Raw genomic sequence first — 20,432 nt, 5'->3', positions numbered from 1 at the left:
CATGCAGAAGATCGGCTTTTCAGGAACCCTCGACCCCATCACCAACGGCCATATGTGGGTGATCGGCGAAGCGCGTTCGCTCGCCGACGAGGTGATCGTGTTCCTGTCGCAAAACCCCGCCAAGCGTCCCCAATTTCCCGCTGAAGACCGCAAGCGCATCATCGAGCAGAGCGCGCGCGAGTGCGGCTGGGACAATGTGCAGGTGGTCATCGTCAAGGGCGACTACACGGCCCGCGCGGCGAAAAAGCACGGCTGCGACTACCTGATCCGCGGCATCCGCACGACGGCCGATTTCGACTATGAAAACCTGATCCAGCAAACGAACGTGGACGTGCTGCAGGGCGCCAAGACGATCTTCGTGATGCCGCCGCGCGACCTCGGCTCCGTCAGTTCCAGCTTCGTCAAGGCGCTGGAAGGGCCCGTCGGCTGGAACTGGACCATGAAGAAATTCGTCCCCGGCCCGGCCTACCAGGCGTGGATACTCGACTGCCTGCGCAAGGAGTGGGAAGCGCTGTGGAATTACGCCAGCGCATCGCCAGCGGACATCGCGCTGGCGGACCACTGGTTCGCGCACCTGACGGGACCGCAGGCGTATGGCGGCGCGGACCGCCACTATCACAACCTCGACCACCTGGTGCACGGCCTGTCCGAGATCCGCGTGTGGGCAGACAATACCTTTGCGCCCAAGCGCGACAGCGCGCTGGTCAAGAAGGCGTTCTGGTTCCACGACGCCGTCTACAGCCATGACGACGATGCCCTGTATTCGAGCGAAGAGGCAAGCGCCCAGCTGTGGCTGGCCAGCGGCCTCGATGCGGGCGACAACCAGGATGTGGCGCAATTGATACGCGCCACCGATCACTTCCAGGGACCCGGCATCAGCCATGCGCTGAAGGACGCCATGCTCAGTGCCGACCTGGCCATCCTGGGGCAGGATGAAGAAGTGTATCAAGCGTATACGCAAGCCATCGGAAGGGAATACGCGCACGTGGACCCCGTGCGCTTCAACGAGCAGCGGGGCCTGGCCCTGCAGCACCTGAGCGCCAAGGCGCAGGCGGGCCAGCTGTTTGGCGACGCGTATTTCGCCGACCAGTATAACGAGCGGGCGATAGACAATATGCGGAAAGAGATCGCGGCGCTGGCGGGGAGTTGAGTTTAACGGCGGCTGGCGGCTGCATGCAGCAGTGCATCCTCGAGCCGGTCATTGCCCCAGAATAATTCCCCTGCGCTGATGAAGCTGGGGGCACCGAACAGGTTCAGCGCTTGTGCCTGCTCGGTCTGGCGGCGCAGCCGCAGCTTGTTATCTTGTGTCAAAGCCAGCGCCACGACGGCGCGTGCATCGAGCCCCAGTTCCTCCAAGGCTTCGCTGACGGCCTCGATGTTGTCGATATCGCGGTCCGCGGCAAAATTCATCGCCATCATGCGGCGCGCGAATGGCGCAATCCAGCCCTGGTCCGCGCCGATCAAGGCGACACGCATGGGCAACAGGGCCGTGCGGGGAAAGGAACCCGGCTGCTGCCATGGCAACGCGTACTTTTCGCACTGGCGCGCCATGTCGCGCCACGTGTAGTCGCCCTTGAGTTTTTGCAAGATGAAGGGCGATGTCTGCCAGCCCAGCGCCTTGAAGACGACGCCCAGCAGGAAGGGTTTCCAGATCACATGCACCTTCTTTTCACGCGCCAGCGCTTCGATGCGCATGGCGCTCAGGTAGCTGTAGTTGCTGCCAAAATCGAACCAGAATTCCAGTGTGGCCATGGCATCGCTTCCAGGTGGTGATGCTAAGTAGGGCGTAATAAATTATTGTCATTTCTGACTTCCATAACCGGCGCTCTGCGGTGTTGCCCGCTGCTAGCAGTGCTTGCACTGCGTCGCAGCGGGCGCCTTGCAGAGCATCCGGTTCTGTTCGTCATAACTTCACAATAATTTCCCACGACCTACTTAGCGAGCCGCCGCCTTGGCGCGCGCCGCGTGCAGTTTCTTGAAGCTGTCGATCAGGCGCTGATGCCTGTCGAGGCCTTCCAGCTGCATGCTGGTCGGGGTCAGGCCGAAGAAGCGCACGCTGCCTTCCACCGAGCCCAGCACTGCATCCATCCGTTCGTTGCCAAACATGCGGCGGAAATTGACGACGTAGTCGTCCAGTTCCAGTTCGTCATCGAGCTCCACTTCCAGCACCACGTTCAAGGCTTGATAGAACAGTTTGCGCTCGATCGTGTTGTCGTTGTACTGCAGGAAGGTTTCCACCAGCTCTTTCGCTTCTTCGAATTGCTGCAAGGCGAGATGGATCAGCAGCTTCAATTCCAAGGTCGTCAGCTGGCCCCAGACCGTGTTTTCGTCAAATTCGATGCCGATCAGGGTGGCGATGTCGCCGTACTCGTCGAGCTCGCTGTTTTCCAGGCGGTCGAGCAAGTCTTCCAGGCCGGCATCGTCCAGCTTATGCAGGTTCAGGATATCGGCGCGGAACAGCAGCGCCTTGTTGGTGTTGTCCCAGATCAGATCTTCGACCGGATACACCTCGGAATAACCGGGCACGAGGATGCGGCAGGCCGTGGCGCCCAGCTGGTCGTACTCGGCCGTGTACACTTCCTTGCCCATGCCGGCGAGGATGCCGAACAGCGTCGCCGCTTCCTCGGCATTCGAATTTTCGCCGTGGCCGGAAAAATCCCACTCGACGAAATCGTAATCGGCCTTGGCGCTGAAGAAGCGCCACGAGACGATGCCGCTGGAATCGATGAAGTGTTCGACGAAGTTGTTCGGCTCGGTGACGGCTTCGCTGGCAAACGTTGGCTGCGGCAAGTCGTTGAGGCCTTCAAAGCTGCGGCCCTGCAGCAATTCCGTCAGGCTGCGCTCGAGCGCCACTTCCAGGCTCGGGTGCGCGCCGAACGAGGCGAACACGCCGCCCGTGCGCGGGTTCATCAGGGTGACGCACATCACCGGGTACACGCCGCCCAGCGACGCATCCTTGACCAGCACGGGGAAACCTTGCTCTTCCAGGCCGGCGATGCCGGCCAGAATGCCCGGGTATTTCGCCAGCACTTCCTGCGGCACGTCGGGCAGGGCGATCTCGCCTTCGAGGATTTCGCGCTTGACGGCACGTTCGAAAATTTCCGACAGACATTGCACCTGCGCTTCAACCAGGGTATTGCCGGCGCTCATGCCATTGCTGACGTACAGGTTTTCGATCAGGTTCGACGGGAAATACACGACTTCGCCATCGGAGTGACGCACATACGGCAGCGAGCAGATGCCGCGCTCGGCATTGCCGGAGTTGGTGTCGATCAGGTGCGAGCCGCGCAGCTCGCCATCGGGGTTGTAGATATCCAGGCAATACTCATCGAGAATCTCTTTCGGCAACGCATCCTTGCGGCCCGGCTTGAACCAGCGCTCGTTCGGGTAGTGGACGAATGGCGCGTTGGCGATGTCCTCGCCCCAGAACGAACCGGCGTAGAAATGGTTGTTGCTGAGTCGCTCGATATATTCGCCCAGGGCCGACGCCAGCGCGCTTTCCTTGGTCGCGCCCTTGCCGTTGGTGAAACACATGGGTGAATGCGCATCGCGGATATGCAGCGACCAGACATTCGGGATGATGTTGCGCCACGAGGCGATTTCAATCTTGATGCCCAGGCCCGCCAGCAGGCCCGACATATTGGCGATGGTCTGTTCCAGCGGCAAATCCTTGCCCACGATATAGGTGCTCGCGCCAGGGGCTGGATTTAAAGCCAGCAAAGCCTGCGCATCGGCGTCCAGGTTCTCCACTTCTTCAATCACGAACTCGGGGCCTGTTTGCACCACTTTTTTCACGGTGCAACGGTCGATCGAGCGCAGGATGCCCTGGCGGTCCTTGGCCGAGATATCGGCCGGCAGCTCGACCTGGATCTTGAAAATCTGCTGGTAACGGTTTTCCGGATCAACAATATTGTTTTGCGACAGGCGGATGTTTTCGGTGGAAATATTGCGCGTATCGCAATACAACTTCACGAAGTAGGCCGCGCACAGTGCCGATGATGCCAAAAAATAATCGAACGGGCCAGGCGCCGAACCATCGCCCTTGTAGCGGATGGGCTGGTCGGCGATGACCGTAAAATCGTCGAACTTGGCTTCGAGACGCAGCTTGTCGAGAAAGTTGACTTTAATTTCCATGAGGTAATCCAATACAGTGCTTATGAGTTAGGCGCTATTATCCGTGCTTTCTGTCGCAGGGCAAACATTGTTCACTGCGGCCGTGCTGGCCGGGCACCGTCGGGGCAATGAGGCAGGCTGATAAATATGCGAGGCGACCGAACTGAACATGCGAATAACACTGATGCGTCACGGCGAGCCGCAACTCGCCAAGGGCGGCTGGATAGCGCCCATGCAAATGGGACAGTGGATTGATCTCTACAATCAATCGCTGATCAAGGAGGGCAGTATCCCTGCGGAGTGCCCCGTGGCCGCGCTTTCCGCGTCGACCATCGTGGCCAGCACGGCACCCAGGGCATGCTCGACGGCCAGGGCGCTGGGTGACTTGCCATTCACGCAAGAGGCGATTTTCACTGAAGCGGAGCTTCCCTTTGCGCTCTGGAAAGCGCCTTGGCTGCCGCCTCAAGCCTGGGCAGTGATTTTCCGCCTGCTGTGGCTTTGCGGTTATGCGCGCGGCTCGGACTCGCTGACGCTCACCCGGCAGCGTGCCAGGGCCGCCGCCGAGCGGCTTGTTGCGCTTGCCGCCAAGGGGCCTGTGCTGCTAGTCGGACATGGCATCATGAATCGTTTGATCGGCAAGGAACTGCAGGCATTGGGTTGGCTTGCCCGCAACAGGCAAGGCAGCCGCTACTGGAGCATGGGCGTCTACGAGTTGTGAAACTGGCGGGGCGTGGATCGATACAATAGATGGTGATGTGATCGAAACGCTTGGACCTTCCCATTGCGAAGGTCAGCGTCATTCATAAAGAAGGCCGTGCCGATGCAAATTTCCATGAATGATGTGATCACCGAGCAAGAAGTGATAGCCCTCTACAAGGCCAATCACTGGTCGTCCGCGGAAAAGCCCAAAGAGCTGATGGCTGCGCTGCGCAATTCCCACAGCCTGGTGACGGCCCGTGCCGATGGCAAACTGATTGGCATCGGCAATGCCATTTCCGATGGCCATCTGGTTGTTTACTTTCCGCATATGCTCGTCGATCCGATGGCGCAAGGCCAGGGCGTCGGCAGAAAGATGATGGCGGCCATGCTGGAAAAATATGCGGGATTTCACCAGCAAATGCTGACGGCGGACGGCAAGGCCATCGCGTTCTACGAATCCGTGGGATTTGTTCGTGCCGGGAAAACAGAGCCCATGTGGATCTATGCGGGCGATGAGCATTGAATGGTGATGCCGACATAAAAACAGCGGCTGCCCATGCTGGCGCAGCCGCTGTTTTTTTAGGTGGACACGGTGGTCAGAACTTTACCCACAGCCGTCCGAAATACGAAGCGCCGTTCAGGCCGAACTGCACGCTGTCGTATTTGAAGCCGTTATCCGTCTCATCCGCGTTTTGCGTGGTGGGCTTGACGTTGAAGATGTTGTTGCCGCCGAAAGTCAGCTTGGTGTTCTTGCTGATGCTGTAGGTAAAGCTCAGGTCGGCCGAGGTCTTGGCCTTGTAGCGGGCGTTCGGTACGCCTTCGGCCGTGCCGCTGAAGGTGCCCAGGGTTTGCGGGCCAAAATAGATGATGCGCAGGTCCGATTCCAGCTTGCCCGTGATGTAGTCGAAGCCCAAGGTGGCTTTCGCGCGCGGGCCGCCCTGTTCGATGAACAGGCGTTCGCGCTCGGATAGCAAGACATCTTCGAAGCCCGTCAGCGAGGCGGGTGTCTTGACTTTCGTCACTTCCGTCTTGCTCAAGTTTAAGGCCACGAAGGTGTTCAGGCGGTTGCCGGCCAGCTCGCCCTTGTGCGAAGCCGTCAGGTCCAGGCCGCGCGTGCGCGTGTCGATGGAGTTGACGAAGAATTGCGCCTCGCCCACGCCCAACAGGGCCAGGCGCGCGGCCAGGTCAGGATAGTTGTCGGCATTGAAGCGGCCCGACAGCACGATGCGGTCCTTGATCTTGATGTTGTACAGGTCGGCCGTGACGGAGATGGCTTGCGTCGGCGTCCAAGTGGTGCCCAAGGTAAAGCTGGTGGATTTTTCCTCTTTCAACTTGGGAATGCCGGCCGCGTTGGCGACGGTGCCGCCGTTCGGCGCCAGCACCACGTCGGTGGGCACGCCGCCGATGAAGTCGGTGAAGGTGGACGAGAAATACACTTGCTGCAACGATGGCGCGCGGAAACCCGTGCTGGCCGAACCGCGCAGCAGCACGTTTGGCGCCAGCTTGTAGCTGCCGGCCAGCTTGCCCGTCACGGTGGAGCCGAAGTCGCTGAATTTTTCATAGCGCAGGGCGGCTTGGGTTTTCAGGCGTTCCGTCCATTCCAGTTCCACGTCGCCATACGCGGCGATGCTGTGGCGCTTGGCCTTCGTGGCGTCGCCGGGCTGGAAGCCGGGGAAGCCCTGGCTGCCCGCATTGCCGCCCACACCCACGCCGTCGGCGTCGTTGTAGGAGCCCGGTTCGCCGGCCATGATCTTGTATTCCTCGCTGCGGTATTCGGCGCCGAAGGCCACGTTCATGCCGCGCATCACCGTATCATAGTAGCGGCTGAAGTCGGCGTTGCTGGTCAGCTGCTGGAACGAGAAGCCGCCCGCGTCGTAGCTGCTGGCGCTCACGCCCTTGCCGCCGTTCATCAAGTCGAGGTTGGCGATCGAGGCATTCAGCGTGTTGCTGATGTCGTAGCGCATCTTGTTGTAGCCATAGGTTTGCGAAAAGTCCGCATGCCATTCGCCGATCTGGCTGCGGTGGCCGATGGTGGCGTACTGGTCGTCGATCTTGCCGTTAATGAAGGGCACGAAACCGTCCGGGTACATGGCGGCCGAATTGCGCGATGGAATGTCGTCGCTGCCGATGCCGCCCCGGCCAAATGCGGCGCTCGAGGCGTCGCGCGTCTGTGCGCCGGCCGTGAAGTACAGCTTGCCCGTGCCGCTGGTGGCGTAGTCGCCATTCACGTACAGGGTTTTGTTTTTGGATTTGGTGTCGCCGATGATGCGCATGCTGTCGGAATCGGCCCGGTTCGAGCGGCCCCGGTCCAGGTATTCGCCGGTGATGGCCAGGGTGCCCTTGTCGCCCAGCGCAATGCCGCAGTAGGCCGAGGTCATGTAATTCTTGCCGTCGCCTTCCGAATACTGGCTGTAGCCGGCCACCGCTTCGCAGCCCAGGCTTTTCTTCAGTTCGATGTCGATCACGCCGGCAATGGCGTCCGAGCCGTACTGGGCGGCGGCGCCGTCGCGCAGCACTTGCACGTTCTTGATCGCCAACAAGGGAATCGCATTCATGTCCGTGCCCGTGTTGCCGCGGTTGCGCGCGCCAAACAGGTTGACGAGGGCCGTCGTGTGGCGCCGCTTGCCGTTGACCAGCACCAAGGTCTGGTCGGAACCGAGGCCGCGCAGGGCTGCTGAATCGATCAGGTCGGCCCCGTCGGCGCCCGTCTGGCGCGTGGAATTGAACGAGGGCGAGATGTATTGCAGCGATTGCGCCAGGTCGAATTGGCCGCCTTGCTCGGCCACCTTGGAAATCGGAATGATATCGACCGGCACCATCGTATCGGTGGAGGAACTGGCGACCCTGCGCGAGCCGACCACGCTGACCGTTTGTACGGGGCCTTCTGTGGCCGCAGGGTCGTTGCTCTGCGCCATGGCGGCGGGACTGAAGGCGGCCAAGGCGGCGCTGCCGTACAGGCTGATGAGGACTGCTTTACGCAAGGTGGTGAGGGTCGGCACGCAGTATCTCCAAGTGGTATTGTGACTTGATTCTAGTGCCATCATTTCATCATTCACCAGCGATACTTTGTTTTGTTATTACAAATTTGTAGTAACTGTTGTTTCCTGGTTGATTATCTTTTCGCCGCTGCCCGGCTTGCCTTGTACTGGTGCGGCATGCCCCGTTCAGGTGCTGCGTTGCACCATGCCGCCCACCCAGATTGCCTGCGCGCTGTATTGCACCTCGATCAAACATGGCTGCTGCGTCACGTGGCCCTGATGCAGGCGCAGCGACTGTTGCAAATGGGCTGACAGCGCGCCTGCCGCCACGCCCGTGGCGCTGTCTTCCAGCGCCGGGTCGAGGTGGTTGAAGTTGCGCCCTTCGTACTTGTGCTCGCCCGTGCGGCTATACGCATAGCAGCCGTTGACCTGATGCAAGGCGCTCCAGTCGGCGATCAATTCCAGGTTCGGCCGCAACGCGCGCAGGGTGGTGCGGTCGGCCACTTCCAGCAGCAGCTTCGGGCTGCCGACGGAGGCGATCACGGGTGGCGACAGCAAGTGCATGTGCTGGCCCATCAGTTCGGACGGCACATATTTTTCCACTATAACGGCAGGCGCCGGCTGCTGCGCCAAACCAATAAATAAATTTTCTGCGCGGCGCACCAGCTGCAAGGCTTGCCCGCGCATGGCCGTGGTCACCGTCAAGGTTGCTGGCGCGCCAGGCACTGTCAGCAGCACATGTGCGGCCGCCAGGGTGGCGTGCAGGCACAGGGGACTGCGCGTGTGCGGATAAAAATAGTCGAGCACGATGCCGCCGTCCGCTTGCCGGTCGAGGAAGACGCAGGCGCTGACCTGGCGTTCGCGGGCGAATTGCTGGCGTGCCGTTTCGCTGTTGTCGTCGTTTTCCACGACCAGCGCCGCATTGCCGCCACCGGGTGCGGCGCCGAAACATTTCAATAAGTGGACGATCATGGTGGGCGAGGCATAAGATAAAACACGAGCATAAACGAAAATATGCGCAACGCCTCTTGCAATCCTGTCAGCCTGTAGCGACAAGGCTCTGCTTATTGACGCCTTCGTGGAAGTTGCATATCAACTGATGATATAATTTGCCGCATGTGGATCGATCCTGCCATTGATACATTGCTGGACCTTGATGGTTCCATACTCGACCAGGATGGCGGCTATTGGATCAAGATAGAAGCCAGGCGGACAAAGGTATCGGATGAGATCCCCCACGGCATACGCTACTCGCTGACGTTGCACGAACCGTATGGCAAACGCATCCTCGGTTACGACAATGCCCACATGGTGAAGCCGCCAAAGAAATTCAAATATGCAGGACGTATCGTGACTTTTGACCATAAACATCGGCATCCGTCAGATCAGGGAGTGCCATACGAATTCAAGGACGCACAGCATCTGATCAATGACTTCTTTGCTGACGTGGACCGCATTTTGCTGGAGGTAAAAAAGCAATGAAACCGATTTTTATTGGCATCATGCCGCAAGAGAAAATCCGCGAACGCGTGCTCGCCATCGCTCGCGGTACCTATAAACCGAAGCCGAACGAACCCAAAGTCTGGTTCACTTCCATCAAATCGCTGGCGGAAGTCCTGAGCGACGAAAACCGGGCATTGCTGCACGTGATTCTGGAAACGCAACCGGAATCCATCTCGGCCTTGGCTGAGACAACGGGCCGTAAACCGAGCAATCTGTCGCGGACACTGAAAACCATGTCCAACTACGGCATCGTGGAATTGAAACGGGAGCGCAATCAAGTTCGTCCCATCGCCACCGCAACTGAGTTTCGTATTGTCGCGCATTGACTTTTCAGGCTCTCAGCTTTTGACTTTCTAAATCAACAGCTGTTGCGCTTCCCTGCCACCTATCCCTTCCGTTCGCTATGGCTTCTTCATGCAGTGCTGGCCCCTGCTTAAACCGGCCCCTTGCTTCCAGATGAGTATAGTATACTGTGTTTATATACAGTATTGAGGTGGATCATGTGGGGCGTCGTCTTACCCGAGTATGCTGAGTTGTACTGCCTGAGCAATTTCAGCTTCCTGCATGGGGCCTCGCATGCGGAAGAGCTGGTGGTGCGCGCCGTCCAGCTTGGGTACAAGGGGCTGGCCATTACCGACGAGTGCTCGCTGGCGGGCGTCGTGCGTGCCCATGCGACGGCCAAGCGGGCCGATTTTCCGCTGATCATCGGCGCGCATTTTCATTTGACGCAGGCCGACGGCAGTCCGGCCCTGTCCTTGCTGGCGCTGGTGCGGGACATCGACGGTTATGGCAATTTGTCGGAACTGATTACCATGGCGCGCACGCGGGCGGCCAAGGGGCGCTATTTGCTGACGCCCGACGATTTTGCCGCGCCTTCGGCGGAGTTTGCCCATTTGCGGGGGCTGCCTGGCTGCCTGATGATCTTGCTGCCCAGCTATCCGGCCCAGCCGGAAACCGTGCGCGCGCAGGGGGCGTGGATGGCGGCCACCTTTGGCGGCGAGCGCAGCTGGATCGGCCTGAACCTGCTGCAGCGGGCGCAGGATGACGCGCACCGCGGCGCCGTGCAAGCGGCCGCGCAGGCGCAGGGCTTGTCCGTGGTGGCCGTCGGCCACGTGTGCATGCACGTGCGTTCGCGCAAGCCCTTGCTCGACACCCTGTGCGCGATCCGCGTGGGCAAGCCCGTGAGCGAGTGCGGCTATGCGCTGGCGCAAAATGCGGAGCAGCATTTGCGCGCGCGCCTGCGGCTGGCCAATGTGTATCCGCCGCAAGCGCTGGCGGAAACCTTGCGCATCGCGGACCTGTGCAAGTTCTCGCTCGACAGCCTGCACTATGACTATCCCGACGAGCTGGTACCGGGCGGCCACACGCCGGCGACCTATCTGCGCGAGGAAACGTATGCGGGCGCGCGTCTCCGCTTTCCGCTGGGCATTCCGGCCAACGTGCAGGAGCAGATCGAGCAGGAGCTGGAACTGATCGCCGAGCTGTCGTATGAAGCGTACTTTTTGACCGTGTACGATATCGTGCGCTTTGCCCGCTCGCAAAACATCCTGTGCCAGGGCAGGGGCTCGGCCGCCAATTCGGCCGTCTGCTATTGCCTGCACATCACGGAAGTGGACCCGGCACGCGGCAATTCGCTGGTCGGGCGCTTCATGTCGCGCGAACGTAACGAGCCGCCCGACATCGACGTCGATTTCGAGCACCAGCGGCGCGAAGAGGTGATTCAATATATCTACGGAAAATATGGGCGCGAGCGGGCTGCGCTGGCCGCCGTGGTGATCAGCTACCGTCCGAAAAGCGCCTTGCGCGACAGCGGCCGGGCGCTGGGGATCGACCTAGCCATCGTGGAAAAAGTGGCCAAGGCGCACCGCTGGTTCGACGGCAAGCGCGATCTGCTGGAGCGCCTTGCCGAATGCGGGCTCGACCCGGAAGCGGCATTGTCGCAGCAGTGGGCCGGCCTGGCGCAGCAGCTGCTGGGCTTTCCCCGCCATCTGTCGCAGCATCCGGGCGGCTTCGTCATTGCGCACGGGAAGTTGTCGCGCCTGGTACCGATTGAAAACGCCACCATGGCCGAGCGCAGCGTCATCGAGTGGGACAAGAACGACCTCGAGGAGCTGGGCTTGATGAAGGTCGACGTGCTGGCGCTGGGCATGCTGTCGGCCCTGCGCCGCGCTTTGGAACTGGTCGGTGCGCGGCGCGGCGAGGAGTTCCGCCTGCAGGATATTCCCCGCGAAGATCCGGCCACCTACGACATGATGTGCGAGGCCGACACCATCGGTGTGTTCCAGATCGAGTCGCGCGCGCAGATGAGCATGCTGCCCCGGCTGCGGCCCCGTGAATTCTACGACCTCGTCATCGAGGTGGCGCTCGTGCGCCCCGGCCCCATCCAGGGCGGCATGGTGCATCCGTATCTGCAGCGCCGCCAGCAGAAGGAACTGGTCGAGTATCCGAAGGGCCTGGAAAAGGCGCTGGGGCGTACTCTCGGCATTCCCATTTTCCAGGAACAGGTGATGCAGGTGGCTATCATCGCGGCCGATTTCACGCCCGGCGAAGCGGACCAGTTGCGGCGCGCCATGGCGGCCTGGAAACGCAAGGGCGGCATGAACAATTACCATGACCGCATCGTCAATGCCATGGTGGACAATGGCTATGAGAAAAAGTTTGCCGAGGCCATCTTCAGCCAGATCGAGGGCTTTGGCGAATACGGTTTTCCCGAGTCGCACGCGGCCAGTTTCGCCCTGCTGACGTACGCCAGTTCCTGGCTGAAATGCCACGAACCGGCCGCCTTCCTGTGCGCCTTGCTCAACAGCCAGCCCATGGGTTTTTACAGCCCTTCGCAACTGGTGCAGGATGGTCGCCGGCATGGCGTGCAAGTGCTGCCTGTCGACGTGACCATCAGCGCCTGGGAAGCGGTATTGGAAGAAGGCAAGGGCGCTGCGCCCGCCGTGCGCCTGGGCTTGAACAGCCTGTTCGGCATGCGCGCCGAGGCCGCCCAGCGTATCGAGGATGCGCGCGCCATTGCCGCTTTTGTCGACGTGGCCGACCTAGCGCGGCGTGGCGGCCTGGACCGTCATGATTTGCAGGTGCTGGCCGCCGGCAACGCGCTGCACGGGCTGGCCGGGCACCGGCGCGAAGCGCTGTGGCAGGCGGCCGGCGCCGTGCCCGACAGGGATTTGCTGCGCGCCACGACGCAAGAGGAAGATTTGCCCATGCTGGCCGCTCCGACGGAAGGCGAGAGCATCGTCAGCGACTACCGCGCGCAAGGCCTGACCCTGGGCCGCCACCCGCTGGCGCTGCTGCGCAGGCAATTGCTGGAACAGCGTTTCATGCCGGCGTCCACGCTGATGACGTACACGAGCGGGCAAGTGGCGCGCGCCTGCGGCATCGTCACCGTGCGCCAGCGGCCGGGCACGGCCAAGGGCGTGATCTTCATGACCCTGGAAGATGAGACGGGCACCGTCAACGTCATCGTCTGGCCCGACCTGGTGGAAAGCCAGCGGCGCGAAGTGCTGAGTGCGCCACTGCTGGGCGTGTACGGCGTGTGGCAGCGCGAGGGCATCGTGCGCAATCTGGTGGCCAAGCGCCTGGTCGACATGTCGCATCTGCTGGGACGCTTGCGCACCAGCAGCCGGGATTTCTGTTGAGAGTTGCAGGCGGGGAGGAGGGCATGGCATTATTTAAGAATGACAACATTACCCGAACCGACACTGCGTCCCGCCCTCGTCGCCGACGCGCCCGCCATCGTTGCCCTGATCGACGACCTGATGCCCTTTTTGACCCTGCATCCGGATGGCGCGGGGGCGGAAAAGTTCATTGAACACTGCCGCCAGCCCGCCATTGAAGGCTATCTGTCACAGTCGCGCTACGCGTATCAGCTCGCGCATATCGGCGGCGAGCTGGCCGGCGTCGTGGCCATGCGCGACAACACGCATCTGTTCCACATGTTCGTGCCGCGCGCCCTGCACCGGCGCGGCATGGCGCGCCGTTTGTGGCAGGCAGCCCGCGATGCGTCGCTGGCCAGGGGCGATGTGACGGCCTTTACCGTCAACTCCTCGCTGTATGCCTTGCCCCTGTACACGAGCCTGGGCTTTGTCGCCACGGGGCCGAAGGTGGAAGAGGGCGGCATCGCCTTCGTGCCGATGCGCATGGAGTTGACGGCCTGATTACCAGCGCACGATCTTCCCCGGATTCATGATGTTCTTCGGGTCCAGCGCGTGCTTGATGGCGCGCATGGTGTCGATGGCGCCTACACCATGTTCTTCCACCAGGAAAGCCATCTTGTGCATGCCCACGCCGTGCTCGCCCGTGCACGTGCCGTCCATGCCGATGGCGCGCGTGACCATGTCGCTGTTGACCTTTTCCGCGCGCGCGATGTCGGCCGGGTCGTCGGGATTGACCAGCATCTGCACGTGGAAATTGCCGTCGCCCACGTGGCCGATGATGGCGTAGACGAGGCCCTGCGCTTCGCAATCGGCCTTGGTGGCGAGGATGCATTCGGCCAGGCGCGAAATCGGCACGCAGCAGTCGGTGGAAATGGCGCGGCTGCCGGGGCGCATCTGCAGCAGGGCGAAATACGCATTGTGGCGCGCGGCCCACAGGCGCGAGCGGTCTTCGGGCCGGCTGGCCCATTCGAAATCGCTGGCGCCGTGTTCGGCCGTGATGGCTTGCACCAGCTGCGCCTGCTCGGCTACGCTGGCCGGCGTGCCGTGGAATTCAAACAGCAACAGCGGCTTTTGCGGCAGCGCCATCTTGTCGTAGGCATTGATGGCTTTCACGCCATTTTCATCGAGAAACTCGACCCGCGCCACAGGAATGCCCATCTGGATGGTCTGGATCACGGCGCTGACGGCTTCGCCCGTGCCGGGGAACGAACACACGGCCGCCGAGATCGCTTCCGGCAGCGGATACAGTTTCACGGTCACTTCCGTGATGATGCCCAACGTCCCTTCGCTGCCGACGAACAAGCGCGTCAGGTCGTAGCCGGCCGACGATTTTTTCGCCCTCGTTCCCGTCTTGATGATGCGGCCATCGGCCGTCACCACGGTCAGGGCCAGTACGTTTTCGCGCATGGTGCCATAGCGCACGGCGTTCGTGCCCGAGGCGCGCGTGGCCGCCATGCCGCCCAAAGACGCATTGGCGCCCGGGTCGATGGGGAAGAACAGGCCAGTGTCGCGGATTTCTTCATTGAGCTGCTTGCGCGTTACGCCTGCCTGCACGGTGGCCGTCAAGTCTTCACCATGCACGGCGACCATCTGATTCATTTGCGACAGATCAATCGTCACGCCGCCATGCAGGGCCAGCACGTGGCCTTCGAGCGAGGTGCCGCTGCCGTAGGCGATGATGGGCACGTCGTGCGCGCTGCACAGCTTGACGGCGGCCGCCACTTCCTCGGTGGAATGGGCGAAGATGACGGCGTCCGGCAGCATGGGGGGATAGCTCGACTCGTCGCGTCCATGGTGTTCGCGCATGGCTTGCGTCATGGAAAAGCGGTCGGCAAAGATCAGGGAAAGTACGGCAGCAAGAGAGTCTGGCAGCGGTTTTTTCAGTACCGCCAACTGGTCAGTTTGATTCACGCAAGTCCTCCGTTTTTTTTATTCTACCCCGCACCTGGAGATTTCACCGAAGCACCATTTTTGCCAGTTGTAAAAAATTCCGCATGATGCGCCGCGCAGTGGTTGTAAATGAGAATCATTTCTATTAAAATGCCCGCCAGTAGTTATTTTGCAATGCGTGCTTCAACCCGAAAGGCCATGCCCATGAGATTCCCCCTGTCCCTCGCCGCCGTCCTGCCCGCCTGCGTGCTGGCCCTGAGCGCCTGCGGCAGCGTCACGCCCGTCACCGGCGCCACCGCCGTTGCGCCTGCCGCTGCGCAAGACGTGCGCCAGCTGGGCGAGATCGTCGACCTGCGCAGCGGCAAGCGCGTGACTGCCGAGCAATTGCTGGCCCAGCTGGCCGCCGCGCCGCGTGTCATCGTGGGCGAGCAGCATGACCAGCTCAGCCATCACCAGATCGAGCAATGGCTGTTGCAGCAGTTGCAGGGCCAGCGTCCGCAAGGCAGCGTGCTGCTGGAAATGCTGAACCCGGACCAGCAAGCCAAGGTGGACAAGGTCAAGCCATGGCTGCAGACGGACCCCGTCGTGCGCCCCGAACACGTGGCCGAGCTGGTGGCCTGGCAGCCGAACTGGAAGTGGGCGCAATATGGCGACCTGGTGATGACAGTGATGCGCGCGCCGTATCCCGTCTGGTCGGCCAACCTGGACCGCAGCGAGATCAAGCAAATGTTTATCGACAAGCCGGCCGTGCAGGGCAAGCATTCGAACCTGGCCAACGATGGCAAGGTGCATGACAAATTGAAAGACATCATCCGCGTCATGCATGACAACCAGATCGACGAGCCGCGCCTGGCCGCCATGCTGTCGGTGCAGCAGCAGCGCGACCGCCGCATGGCCGAGCGCCTGCTGGCCGCACCCGTGCCGGCCGTGCTGATCGCCGGCGCCTACCACGCGCACAAGGACCTGGGCGTGCCGCTGCACGTACAGGACTTGACGGGCGGCCCCGCGCCGCTGGTGCTGGTCCTGGCGCAGCAGGGCGCGACGGTGCTGGCGCCGCAGGCCGATTTCGTCTGGTTCACGCCGGTTGTTACGCCCGCCGTCGCCAGCGCCAAGTAAGCCTTAGCACCTCCGCCGGGCGTTCAGCCCGGCATTCTCCCCCAGCAAGCTTCTTCGCAGCAGCTAGGTAGTTCGTCCGATTTTTTTGCATGCGCGTGCGCGCCGTTGGCGCAGCCATGCCTGTTACCTGTTGAAGCTTCCATGCGTATCTCCTGTCTCAAAGCCGCTACCTGCGGCGTATTGCTGTCCCTGTTGCATGCCACCGCGCAAGCGTCCGCCTTGCCGCACGATATGTCGCCGCTGGGCATGTTTTTCGCTGCCGACCAGGTCGTCAAAAGCGTGCTCATCGGCTTGCTGGTCGCCGCGCTGGCCACCTGGGTGGTCTTGCTGGTGAAGGGCGCCAGCTTGCTGCAAGCGCGGCGCGAAGCGGCGCAAGCCGTCGCCGTGCTGAAGACGGCCACTTCCTTGCCCGACGCGGCCGTCAAAGTGGAGGGCGCGGGCAGCACTTCGCTGGCGCAACAGCTGCTCGACGACGTGCAGCAGGAATTGAATTTATCGCACGCCAGCGCGCCAGCGGCGGCCCTGAAGGAACGGGCCGGCTTTCGCCAGGAACAGTTCATTGCGCAGCAGGTACGCAGCATGACGCAAGGCATCGGTCTGCTCGCCAGCATCGGCGCCGTAGCGCCGTTCGTCGGCCTGTTCGGTACCGTGTGGGGCATCATGAACAGTTTCATCGGCATCGCCGTCAGCCAGAGCACGAATTTGGCCACTGTCGCGCCCGGCATCGCGGAAGCCTTGCTGGCCACCGCCCTGGGCTTGGTGGCGGCGATTCCCGCCGTCGTCATCTATAACGTATTGAGTCGGGGCATCAACCAGTACAAGGCGCAGCTGCGCGCCGCTTCCGCGCAAGTGCTGCTGATGCTGAGCCGCGACCTCGACGCGCGCCAGCAGGCCTGAGCCATGGCTTCCCTGTTTCCTACGCCGGACGACGATACGGCCGACATGCCGGAATTGAGCGAGATCAATGTCACGCCCTTCATTGATGTGATGCTGGTGCTGTTGATCATCTTCATGGTGGTCTCGCCGCTGGCCACCGTCGACCTGAAAATCGACTTGCCGGCTGCCACGGCCAAGCCGGAACCGCGCCCCGACAAGCCCCTGTTCGTTTCCCTGAAAGCCGACCGCAGCGTGTACCTGGGCGAGGCGCCCGTGGCGCGCGAGCAATTGGGCAGCCTGCTCGACGCGCAGACGGGCGGCGACCGCCAGCGCACCTTGTTTTTCCAGGCCGACAAGCAAGCGGCCTATGAAGACGTGCTGGGCGTGATGGATGCCCTGCGCCAGGCCGGTTATCTGAAAGTGGGCCTGGTCGGCCGGGAGGGCGGGTGAATCCGCGTCCGATATTGAACTGGGGCATTGCCACGTCATTGGTGGTGGCAGCCTCACTGGCGCTGCTGCTGTGGGCCGGCTGGCAGCCCGTCAGCGTCGCTCTCACGCAGCCGCCCGCCAGCGTGATGGTGGTGTTTGCCGCGCAAGCGATGTCGCCGGAAACACGGCAAGCGGCAGCGGCAGGGGCGCGCCACTCGGCGGCGTCCAGTGCCGCCCAACCCAAAAAGAGCACGGCCAGGCAAGAGGCGCTTCCCGTGCTGGCGCGCGCCGTCGCGCCGGAGATCGTCGCTGCGGAAAAAGAAGCGAAGGCGGAAACCAGTCCGTCGACGGAGCTGGGCAAGGATGCCGCGAAGGAAGCGTCCGTGCCCGCGCAAGCCAGCAGCAGCGCCACGCCGGCGCCGGCCGCCGTGCGCGGTCCGCAGGCGGCGCCATTCGATAGCGATACGCCGTCGACCAATGCCGCGCCCGCCAGCTGGCAAAGCCGCGTGCTCGGCCATCTGGCCCATTTCAAGCGCTATCCGGGCGACGCGCGCCAGCGCAAGCGGGCCGGCGCCGCCTGGGTACGTTTCCAGGTGGACCGCGACGGCAAGCTGCTGGCCAGCGAACTGGTCACCTCATCGGGCACGGTGCTGCTCGACCGCGAAGCGCTGCAAGTGCTGCAGCGCGCGCAGCCGCTGCCGGCGCCGCCCGACAACGTTCTGCACCAGGGCACGGTGACGGTCACCTTGCCCGTGTCGTTCAAGCTCGACGCCGAGAGCGGCCACGGCACCAGCTGAATTTTTCAATCACATAAGAAATCGAGGGTGTATGCATATCAAGACAATGACGCAGGCCGTAGGCATCTGCATGGCTTTGCTCGCGCAGCAGGGATGGGCGCAACAGGCACAAGAGAGTGGCAAGGTCGTGTTTTCACCGCTGAACGTATCGGGCGAGGCTGTGTCGGCGGAACAGCAGGCGCTGGAAAAACCGGGCGCCGTCAGTGCGCGCGGCGCCGATACGCGCTTGCAGCCGGTCGACCAGATACTGCGCGGCATGCCGGGCACGTTTACCCAGATCGATCCGGCGCAGGGCGCCGTCAGCGTCAACATCCGCGGCCTGTCCGGCTTTGGCAGGGTTAACACCATGGTCGATGGCGTGACGCAGAATTACTATGGCAGCGCACCGTCGGAAGTGGCGCATGGTAGCGTGCCCAGCAGCCAGTTCGGCGCCCTGATCGACCCGAATTTCATCATCGGCGTGGACGTGTCGCGCGGTAATGTCGTCGGTGGCGACGGCGTCAATGCGCTGGGCGGCAGCGCCAACTTCCGCACCATCGGCGTCGATGACGTGGTGTTTGCGGGCGAGAAGGTGGGCGCGCGCACGAAAATGTCCGCTGGCAATAACGGCGTGGGACGCAGCGCCATGCTGGCCGTGGCCATGAAAAACCCCGCCTTCGATGGCGGCAGCCTCGGTTTCATGGCGGCCACGAGCGCGAGCGTGATCGGCAACAACTACAAGAATGGCAAGGGCACGGATAGCGAGCAATTCGGCTTCGGCTACAACCGTTTCTATCAACAAAAGCCGAAGTCGCAATTGCTCAAGCTGGACCTCAAACTGAGCGATTTCCATGCGCTGGAACTGTCGGCGCGCGATTACCGCAATACGTTCACGCGCCGCGATATCCGGAGCGATGACTACTATGTGAAATATCACTACACGCCGTTTTCGGAATTGATCGACCTGAATGTGACGGCCAGCAGCAGCCGCGGCAAGCAGAAATACATGCCGGGAGCCTTGATCAATTTCGTCAACACGAGCACGGCCAACCGTGCCGATGCCTTTGACATCAACAACACGAGCAGCTTCAAGCTGGCGGGCGGCGACGCGCTGCTGACCATCGGCGGCAAGCTGATGCGCAATCAATACAGCAAGCACGTGGAAAGCCTTGTCGACGATCCCGACAATCCGGATGCCAACCGGCAGTCGATTGAAAACAATACCTTTGGCCCGGCCGGCAAGCAAAAGATCGACAGCCTGTATGCGGGCCTGCAATACAACCGCGGTATCTACCAAGTCAATGCCGGGCTCAATTACACGCGTTTCGAATTGACGGGCTACAAGCCGGCCTGCGACGAGCGCGTGAAATGCTTCCCGCAAGGGGCGGCGCATATTGCGCTGAAGGAACACGGGATCAATCCTTCGCTACTCGTTTCCGCGCAGGTGACGCCATGGTTCCAGCCGTTTGCCAGCGCCGAGCGCACCATGCGCGGGCCGAATCCGCAGGAAGTGTTTTTCTCGAACGATGGCGGGGCCTCGATGAACCCGTTTTTGAAGGGCGAGAAGGCGACGACCTATCAGCTGGGCTTCAATTCCAGCCTGCACGGTTTGCTGAGCGCGAACGATGCGCTGAACTTCAAGGCCTTGTATTTCAAGAGCAAGATCGACGGCTATATCACCAGCCAATCCTTCCTCGTCTGTGATAACGGGCGCAAGTGCAATATGTCGGAAGTGATCGCCACGGACTGGGAGACGGTCGACGAATACGTGACCAATATGTATATCTACATCAACTCGGCCACGCCCGTACGCACGCGCGGCTGGGAACTGGAAGCCCAGTATCAGCTGGGCCCGGCTTTTGCGCGGCTGTCGTACACGCGTGAAAAGACCAGCCAGCCCACCTCGATCGCCAGCGCGTGGTTTGGCGCGTCCGACATCAGCGAACTGCCCAGCACCTACTACAACCTCGATGTGGGCACGCGCTTGCTGAACAATAAAATGGAAATCGGCGCCATCATCAAGCACACGGGATCGAACCGCCGCCTGTCGCCGGACAACGAAGCCGATGAGGTGACGGGGGAAGTGACAAAGGTGGACAATCCGAAGATCCCGGCCGTGATCGATTTGTATGCGAGCTGGCAAGTGACGAAAAACCTGTTCCTGCGCCTGTCCGTGCAGAACGCGATGGACAAGAATTACTCGGAAGCGCTGAATCGGCTGAACTCGATGCCGTCGCAGTCGAACGACAATACGCCGATGAGTACGGCGCGGGGCAGGACGTATGTGGCGGGGCTGGAGTACCGGTTCTAGTTTAAAGCTGGGGTCAGTTCCTTTGGAATCGGCATGCGGTCCATTGGGCCGCATGCCCCCGGCGGGTCTGACCCCAAATGAG

At 61.7% G+C, this 20,432-nt stretch carries 17 protein-coding genes; 12 read left to right on the top strand and 5 right to left on the bottom strand.

The annotated features are described in order from the left end of the window. Position 1: 1 nt before the first annotated feature. The gene (coaD, locus tag KO538_RS04660; RefSeq protein ID WP_219327598.1) at positions 2 to 1,150 is read left to right on the top strand and encodes a pantetheine-phosphate adenylyltransferase; all 1,149 of its coding nucleotides are present in this window, start codon (positions 2 to 4) and stop codon (positions 1,148 to 1,150) included. Between the two features lie 2 nt (positions 1,151 to 1,152). Here the strand turns inward: coaD and KO538_RS04655 are convergent, their stop codons facing one another. After that, positions 1,153 to 1,752: a 2-hydroxychromene-2-carboxylate isomerase gene (locus KO538_RS04655; protein WP_219327597.1), complete on the bottom strand. Its 600-nt coding sequence runs from the start codon at positions 1,750 to 1,752 to the stop codon at positions 1,153 to 1,155. A gap of 183 nt (positions 1,753 to 1,935) precedes the next feature. Continuing rightward, a complete protein-coding gene (locus tag KO538_RS04650; RefSeq protein ID WP_219327596.1) occupies positions 1,936 to 4,134 on the bottom strand; it encodes an OsmC domain/YcaO domain-containing protein in 2,199 nt (732 codons plus the stop codon). A gap of 148 nt (positions 4,135 to 4,282) precedes the next feature. Between KO538_RS04650 and KO538_RS04645 the strand changes: the two genes are divergently transcribed. Then, entirely contained in the window at positions 4,283 to 4,831 is a 549-nt protein-coding gene (locus tag KO538_RS04645; RefSeq protein ID WP_219327595.1) for a histidine phosphatase family protein, read from the top strand. 114 nt (positions 4,832 to 4,945) lie between these two features. Beyond that, positions 4,946 to 5,335 carry a GNAT family N-acetyltransferase gene (locus KO538_RS04640; protein ID WP_217494634.1) on the top strand — a complete coding sequence of 130 codons (390 nt, stop codon included), beginning with the start codon at positions 4,946 to 4,948 and terminating at the stop codon, positions 5,333 to 5,335. A gap of 73 nt (positions 5,336 to 5,408) precedes the next feature. Here KO538_RS04640 and KO538_RS04635 read toward each other — a convergent pair whose 3' ends face one another. Together KO538_RS04635 and KO538_RS04630 are read right to left on the bottom strand one after the other, a co-directional pair. Next, positions 5,409 to 7,811: a TonB-dependent siderophore receptor gene (locus tag KO538_RS04635; RefSeq protein WP_081368282.1), complete on the bottom strand. Its 2,403-nt coding sequence runs from the start codon at positions 7,809 to 7,811 to the stop codon at positions 5,409 to 5,411. Positions 7,812 to 7,976: 165 nt separating this feature from the next. Further along, on the bottom strand, positions 7,977 to 8,762 hold the full coding sequence (locus KO538_RS04630) for a PhzF family phenazine biosynthesis protein (RefSeq protein ID WP_219327594.1): 786 nt from the start codon (positions 8,760 to 8,762) through the stop codon (positions 7,977 to 7,979). A 144-nt stretch (positions 8,763 to 8,906) separates the two neighbouring features. Between KO538_RS04630 and KO538_RS04625 the strand changes: the two genes are divergently transcribed. The 4 genes from KO538_RS04625 to KO538_RS04610 all read left to right on the top strand — a co-directional run bounded on the left by KO538_RS04625 (position 8,907) and on the right by KO538_RS04610 (position 13,453). Continuing rightward, positions 8,907 to 9,272 carry a DUF6516 family protein gene (locus KO538_RS04625; protein WP_034750731.1) on the top strand — a complete coding sequence of 122 codons (366 nt, stop codon included), beginning with the start codon at positions 8,907 to 8,909 and terminating at the stop codon, positions 9,270 to 9,272. After that, positions 9,269 to 9,619, top strand: a complete 351-nt coding sequence (locus KO538_RS04620; RefSeq protein ID WP_034750728.1) for a transcriptional regulator — start codon at positions 9,269 to 9,271, stop codon at positions 9,617 to 9,619. Before KO538_RS04625 ends, KO538_RS04620 begins: the two co-directional genes overlap by 4 nt. A 174-nt stretch (positions 9,620 to 9,793) precedes the next feature. After that, entirely contained in the window at positions 9,794 to 12,934 is a 3,141-nt protein-coding gene (locus tag KO538_RS04615; protein WP_219327593.1) for an error-prone DNA polymerase, read from the top strand. A gap of 39 nt (positions 12,935 to 12,973) precedes the next feature. Further along, positions 12,974 to 13,453, top strand: coding sequence for a GNAT family N-acetyltransferase (locus tag KO538_RS04610; protein ID WP_257620154.1), 480 nt, complete (start codon positions 12,974 to 12,976; stop codon positions 13,451 to 13,453). Here the strand turns inward: KO538_RS04610 and KO538_RS04605 are convergent, their stop codons facing one another. After that, complete coding sequence (locus tag KO538_RS04605; RefSeq protein WP_219327592.1) at positions 13,454 to 14,863, bottom strand: FAD-linked oxidase C-terminal domain-containing protein; 1,410 nt, start codon at positions 14,861 to 14,863, stop codon at positions 13,454 to 13,456. 183 nt (positions 14,864 to 15,046) lie between these two features. Between KO538_RS04605 and KO538_RS04600 the strand changes: the two genes are divergently transcribed. The 5 genes from KO538_RS04600 (at position 15,047) to KO538_RS04580 (ending at position 20,350) form a co-directional block, all read left to right on the top strand. Then, complete coding sequence (locus KO538_RS04600; protein WP_219327591.1) at positions 15,047 to 15,958, top strand: ChaN family lipoprotein; 912 nt, start codon at positions 15,047 to 15,049, stop codon at positions 15,956 to 15,958. 141 nt (positions 15,959 to 16,099) lie between these two features. Next, the gene (gene exbB / locus KO538_RS04595) at positions 16,100 to 16,855 is read left to right on the top strand and encodes a tonB-system energizer ExbB (protein ID WP_219327590.1); all 756 of its coding nucleotides are present in this window, start codon (positions 16,100 to 16,102) and stop codon (positions 16,853 to 16,855) included. Positions 16,856 to 16,858: 3 nt separating this feature from the next. Continuing rightward, the gene (gene exbD, locus KO538_RS04590) at positions 16,859 to 17,284 is read left to right on the top strand and encodes a TonB system transport protein ExbD (protein ID WP_219327589.1); all 426 of its coding nucleotides are present in this window, start codon (positions 16,859 to 16,861) and stop codon (positions 17,282 to 17,284) included. Then, entirely contained in the window at positions 17,281 to 18,060 is a 780-nt protein-coding gene (locus KO538_RS04585; protein ID WP_219327588.1) for a TonB family protein, read from the top strand. Before exbD ends, KO538_RS04585 begins: the two co-directional genes overlap by 4 nt. A 31-nt stretch (positions 18,061 to 18,091) precedes the next feature. After that, entirely contained in the window at positions 18,092 to 20,350 is a 2,259-nt protein-coding gene (locus tag KO538_RS04580) for a TonB-dependent receptor domain-containing protein (RefSeq protein ID WP_034750718.1), read from the top strand. The last annotated feature ends 82 nt before the right edge of the window (positions 20,351 to 20,432 follow it).

Source organism: Janthinobacterium sp. NKUCC08_JDC (assembly GCF_019345575.1).
GTDB classification, from domain to species: Bacteria; Pseudomonadota; Gammaproteobacteria; order Burkholderiales; family Burkholderiaceae_D; genus Janthinobacterium; species Janthinobacterium aestuarii.
The sequence above is the reverse complement of the archived record's forward strand: the minus strand, read 5'-3'. Positions and strand labels throughout refer to the sequence as shown.